A 5,270-nucleotide genomic window follows, 5' to 3' on the forward strand; every position below is an offset into this window, starting at 1 on the left:
GTCGTTGCCCCAGATAGCCCGGGCTTTTTTTGATAAGGTCAATAAGGCAGCCGTTTCAGCTAAGGCCTTCTCCTTACGTCTTAATTCTTTTTCTAGCTGACGACTCTTTTTACGCTCAGCCGCTAAGACCGCTTTAGTCACCGGTCCTGCCTCCATATCGAAGGCTTCAATCTCAACCCGCCAAGCGTCCAACTGCTCAGGATAGATGCCATGCTCACGACAATAACTCGACCGCTCGGCCTCGTTCATACTGGCTGTTTGAATAATAGCGGCTAACTTCGCCTTGGTATCCCATTGGTCAGGGCGTGATTCTTTTGCAGGCACAACAAATCCTCTGGCTTGTAGCTGTTTTTTCCAACTATATAAAGTGGATACGTGAATACCACTTTCTCGGCTAATTTGAGCCACACTTTGGTTATTCGGTGGCATCATTTTTTTAACGATCTGCGCTTTAAATTCTGGACTATAAGACGACATTGTAAGACACTAACCGCTCCCTCAATTATATGAAATATAAAAATCAGAAAATCAGACAACTAGTGTGACAGAGGGGGCAAGTAACCGGAGGGGAGCATGGACCTTTTACAAAATCCTTTTCACATTCTAAATGCCAGCCCCCGCGATAACCGTCGACGGATCATGGAGCTGGCTGATGAACGCAGCCTTTTGCTCGACTCAAGTGAGTGCATGGAGGCACGTTCGGAGTTGACCAACCCCCGGAAAAGGCTCTCCGCTGAAGTCGCGTGGCTGCCAGGTATTGGGCCGAAACGAGCCGGAGAGCTGTTGTCGATCATCGAATCCTCGCCAACGGATTTGCTTGCGGTCGGTAATCTGTCGTCAATTGCTCGGGCAAACCTGCTTGCGGCAGGCATCGCTCGCTTGCCTGACCACAATGCGGATGACGTTGCGGAGTGGATTCTTGAGATTGCCTGGGCTTTTGAAGACCTCGACTCCGATGAACTGAGTGTGATCATCAACGAAGAACGGATTGTTTCCGGCTTTCCGGAGGTGTCGGACCTCTCAGCCGTTGAAGCTGAAATTCAGGAACGGCGGAGACACTATCGCAAGGTCATCAAGTCGGCCCTTGACAACCTTTCCCCAAAAGAGCTCGTAGAAGCAGTTACAGTTACCGTCGAATCCGCAACTGATGATGGAGAGGAACACGGCCCTATTCTAATAGCCGACCTCGTCGATTCGTATGAGGTCGAAGCGCAGGGATTCCTTGATAAGGAAGAAGGAAACATAATAGCCCTCGTGGGAAAACTGCGAGCCGCCGTCGATGCGGAACGGTCAGATTCTACCTTGGCCCCCATGGTGAACCAGCTAATCCAGATCGTAAAAAACTGGGATACTGTTGCTCAGCCGATTCAGGTTAGCACGAAGAGCCGAGGGCTCGATCACGACGCGAGTCACCGCGTTGCAAACCTCGTTCGCAGTTTGGCAATCCATATGTTTAACGAGCACGGAAAGCTCGATTTCTCGCAGCAACTCACGAATATGCTGCAGGAAGTGTTCGCGGAGGTTGCCGAGGTTGCCGAACGTACCGCTGAGGATGCAGATGCTCTTGCTGAGATTGCTGAAGAACAGTTTCGCTATGTCGAAGGTTTGGTAAACAAGGCTGAAGAGTGGCGAAGGGAAATAACCTATGAGGCGGAAGTCGGAGCCATTTTCAAGGATAAGCTTCGTATTTCCCCCGAAGGCATTGAGTGGAAAGGTCGCCGCTGGGATTTAGATTCTATCACTCGCGTTCGATGGGGTGGCACCAAGCATTCTGTAAACGGTATTCCAACTGGAACTACGTACAGTATCGTTTTCGGTAACAGCTCAAATTACACCTCAATTGAGCTAAAGAAAGAAGCTACCTACTCAAATTTTATTGACCGTCTATGGAAGGCAGTAGGTGTTCGCTTGTTAACAGAGTACCTACAGGGACTTCGAGAGGGGAAAAAGTATCGTTTCGGCTCTACCATCATGAGTGATCATGGTATGGAGCTGGAAAGGAAAAAACTTTTTGGCAGCAACGAGCGCATCTTTTGCCGTTGGAGCGAACTGGTGGTTTGGAATGGCGCCGGTGTTTTCTGTATAGGAAAAAAAGATGATAAGAAGCTGGCTGCAGCGTTCTCCTACCAAGAAGAGGACAACATTCATGTCTTAGAGGCAGTTATTCGAATGTTTTGGAAACAGGGTGGCGATAGGCTAAGTAGCCTCTTGGGGGAATAAAATTTATGGATGACAAAGACAACAAACGCGGATTTTCTGGGCTATCCGATCTGACCTCGGACACCCGGACTGTCCCACATGCTCAACGCCAAACCAGCCCACAGCCATCAGCGCCACATAAATCAGTGTTCGCCTTGCTGGAGCTGACCAAGTGGCCAACTCTTCCGGCTCCATGGTCGAGCGTTGACAGCGGCGAGACATGGATCTGGGGAGATTTCTTCCTGACCTTCCAGAAAAAGCCGAAGAACGTTCTTGACCTCACCATGGAAATGCAGGGGAAGAAGGCCGAGTACCGGGGGATGACCTATCACTACGCCATGTCGGTTTTCTACCGCATCGACAGGAATCCTCACGGACCATCGCACCGGCCGATCATGACCATTGCCCTCGAGCAGGCCGATATGGGCATGCTGGCCAAAATGCTCGGCAGCGAAGCTGGCGAGCTCCTTCAAGCCGAGGGTGGCAGCAAAATGGGACCGCTGATGATTGGTCTCTTCACCGGCGAGACACGATTGAACCTTGGTGATTATGAAGGCGATACAAGCTCGCAGGCGGTCAAGCGGAGGTTTTTCGAGATACTGGGTCGACAGTTGGGAGTAAGCGGCCAGCCAAAGATGATCGGCGACCTGGCGCAGGCGCATGGACATCAGGAAACGGGACTGCCCGCCAAAAAGAAAAACTCTGGATGTGCCCCGGTGATTCTCTTGTGCATTGGCATTGGCGGCCTGGGCGCTTGGGGGCTGACGTTCATATGAGGGAGCTCGGCATGAAATTTATGTGCGAAACGGAAGGGGTAGATGCCCATGGCTGGTGATAACGACAAGGACAAAAAGGGCTTCTCCGGGCTTTCTGACTTGGCATCCGAGGTTAGTGGTATCGATGAGCCTATAAAGCCGGAGCCAAAAGCGGAGGCTAAGCCCTCAGCGCCTAAGCAACCACCCCAGCCTCAACGGGAAGCAGCCCCTTCCGAACCCGAGCGGAAAACAACAAGCTCTCCTCCGCCTATTGAAACCGTGAGCTCTGGCAAAAGTGGCGGTGGTTCGGGCGGCAAATGGATTCTTGGCATTATCGGTGTCATCTTTGTGATCTGGCTGATTAACAGTGGAGACCAAAGCAAGGTAATCACCCCATTTTTAATAGCAGTTGGCAGTAGAATTATTTAATTTATGTTGATGTAATTTTTGCCTCGGTGTGATGCCACCTAATGCCATGTTTGGGCGTTCGTTATTGTAAGTCCAGAGCCAACCCCCTGTGTCAGACTAGTTGGAACCTCAACCGAGGTTAAAATTTAACTCATCCTAAGATGGGGGCAAAGAAAAGGTTCCTATGAAATACTCACCCGAACGCCGTGAAGCGATACTGGCCAAATTAATGGCTCCCCATAACCGAACGGTTGCTGAACTAGCCCAGGAAGAAGGCATTTCCGAAGCGACGCTTTACAACTGGCGTAAACAGGCACGTGATCAAGGCCGGTTATTACCAAACCAAGCCAGCACACCGGAAGGTTGGAGCTCGGCAGAAAAATTCAATGCCGTCCTGGAAACGGCAGCCTTATCCGAAACGGAACTGGCCGAATATTGTCGCCGTCGTGGCCTGTATGTTGAGCAAATACGTCGGTGGCGCAGCAGTTGTGAACAAGCCAATGACGTCAGTGCCAAAGCATCCGCACAGCAAGCAGAAATCACTAAAGCAGAACGTAAACGCATCAAGGAACTGGAGCGTGAACTGCGTCGTAAAGATGCCGCCTTGGCTGAAACGGCGGCCATCTTGGCCTTGCTAAAAAAAGTCCAGGCGATCTGGGGGGACGAGGAAAAATGACCAATGCCACAGATCGCCGCCAAACTGTTGAATTGGTCAATGAAGCCCGGAAGGCGGGTGCCCGACTGCAACGCGTGTGCCAGGAACTGGGTATTGGCCTGAATACTTACCGTCGCTGGTCAACAGGCACTGAGGATCAACGACGGCATGCGGTGCATCCTTTACCTGCCCATGCGCTGACACCAGAAGAGCGTCAGACCATTCTGGATACCTGTCACCGTCCCGAGTTTGCCAGTCTGCCACCTGCGCAGATCGTGACCCGGTTACTGGATGAAGAACAATGTTATCTGGCTTCAGAGTCCAGCTTCTACCGCGTCCTGCGTCAGGCGGGTGAACAGCATCGCCGTGGGCGCGCGGCGGCACCACGCCATAAAGGTCCCCCCCCCCCCCGTCGTCATTGTGCCGATGAACCCAATGTTTGCTGGAGTTGGGACGTGACGTATTTGCCAACCTCAATACGGGGCCTATCTTTTTATCTGTACCTGATTATGGATATTTACAGCCGCAAAATCGTGGGCCACGAAGTCTTCGAGGCAGAAAACATGAATAACAGCGCTACCCTGATTCAACGGGCCGTACTGCGTGAAAAATGTGCGCATAAGCCGCTGGTATTGCACGCGGACAATGGTTCTGCCATGAAAGGCTCCACCCTGTATGCCAAACTGGACAGCCTGGGTATTACGCCGTCACACAGTCGACCTCGTGTATCCAATGATAATGCGTATTCAGAATCGCTCTTCCGTACCTGCAAATATCATCCACGGTTTCCAACCAATGGCTTTAACCAGATTGAAGATGCCCGGCAATGGGTTCATCACTTTGTACGGTGGTATAACGAAGAACATCGTCATAGCCAAATCCGCTATGTCACACCGGCTCAGCGCCATGCTGGCCAGGATGAGGATATCCTACGGGCTCGCCACGAACTGTACCAACAGGCCCAACGTGCCAATCCCGCCCGCTGGTCAGGTCAGACATGTAACTGGCAACCGATTGGAGAAGTATGGCTCAATCCCGATAAAAACCTGGAGATCATTCAACAGGAAAAAACGTTAGAGGCGGCATGATTCACGTTCCAACTAGGTTGACAAACACCGCGGATGGGGTCCCCACATTTGACGCAACAGGTGCTCGCTTCTGTGGATACTGCTCCTCTTCCTCTTTTCGGGCGAGCTGGATAAGTAATTGCGCCAATCTGAATTTGTCTCTATAGCTCAAGCCAACCACCGCCT

At 51.5% G+C, this 5,270-nt stretch carries 4 protein-coding genes and 1 pseudogene; 4 read left to right on the forward strand and 1 reads right to left on the reverse strand.

Annotated features, from left to right (window positions below):
* Window positions 1–477, reverse strand: a 477-nt coding sequence (locus A3GA_RS0110925; protein ID WP_018027377.1) for a transposase, incomplete at its 3' end; no start/stop codon positions are given.
* A gap of 96 nt (window positions 478–573) precedes the next feature.
* Between A3GA_RS0110925 and A3GA_RS0110930 the strand changes: the two genes are divergently transcribed.
* The 4 genes and pseudogenes from A3GA_RS0110930 to A3GA_RS0110950 all read left to right on the forward strand — a co-directional run bounded on the left by A3GA_RS0110930 (window position 574) and on the right by A3GA_RS0110950 (window position 5,105).
* Window positions 574–2,220: a hypothetical protein gene (locus tag A3GA_RS0110930; RefSeq protein ID WP_018027443.1), complete on the forward strand. Its 1,647-nt coding sequence runs from the start codon at window positions 574–576 to the stop codon at window positions 2,218–2,220.
* 5 nt (window positions 2,221–2,225) lie between these two features.
* A complete protein-coding gene (locus tag A3GA_RS0110935) occupies window positions 2,226–2,975 on the forward strand; it encodes a hypothetical protein (protein ID WP_018027444.1) in 750 nt (249 codons plus the stop codon).
* A gap of 48 nt (window positions 2,976–3,023) precedes the next feature.
* Window positions 3,024–3,383, forward strand: a complete 360-nt coding sequence (locus A3GA_RS0110940) for a hypothetical protein (protein ID WP_018027445.1) — start codon at window positions 3,024–3,026, stop codon at window positions 3,381–3,383.
* A gap of 163 nt (window positions 3,384–3,546) precedes the next feature.
* Window positions 3,547–5,105: pseudogene (locus A3GA_RS0110950) on the forward strand (IS3 family transposase).
* Window positions 5,106–5,270: the final 165 nt, after the last annotated feature.

Origin of the sequence: Oligella urethralis DSM 7531, from assembly GCF_000372065.1 — a bacterium.
Taxonomy (GTDB): Bacteria; Pseudomonadota; Gammaproteobacteria; order Burkholderiales; family Burkholderiaceae_B; genus Oligella; species Oligella urethralis.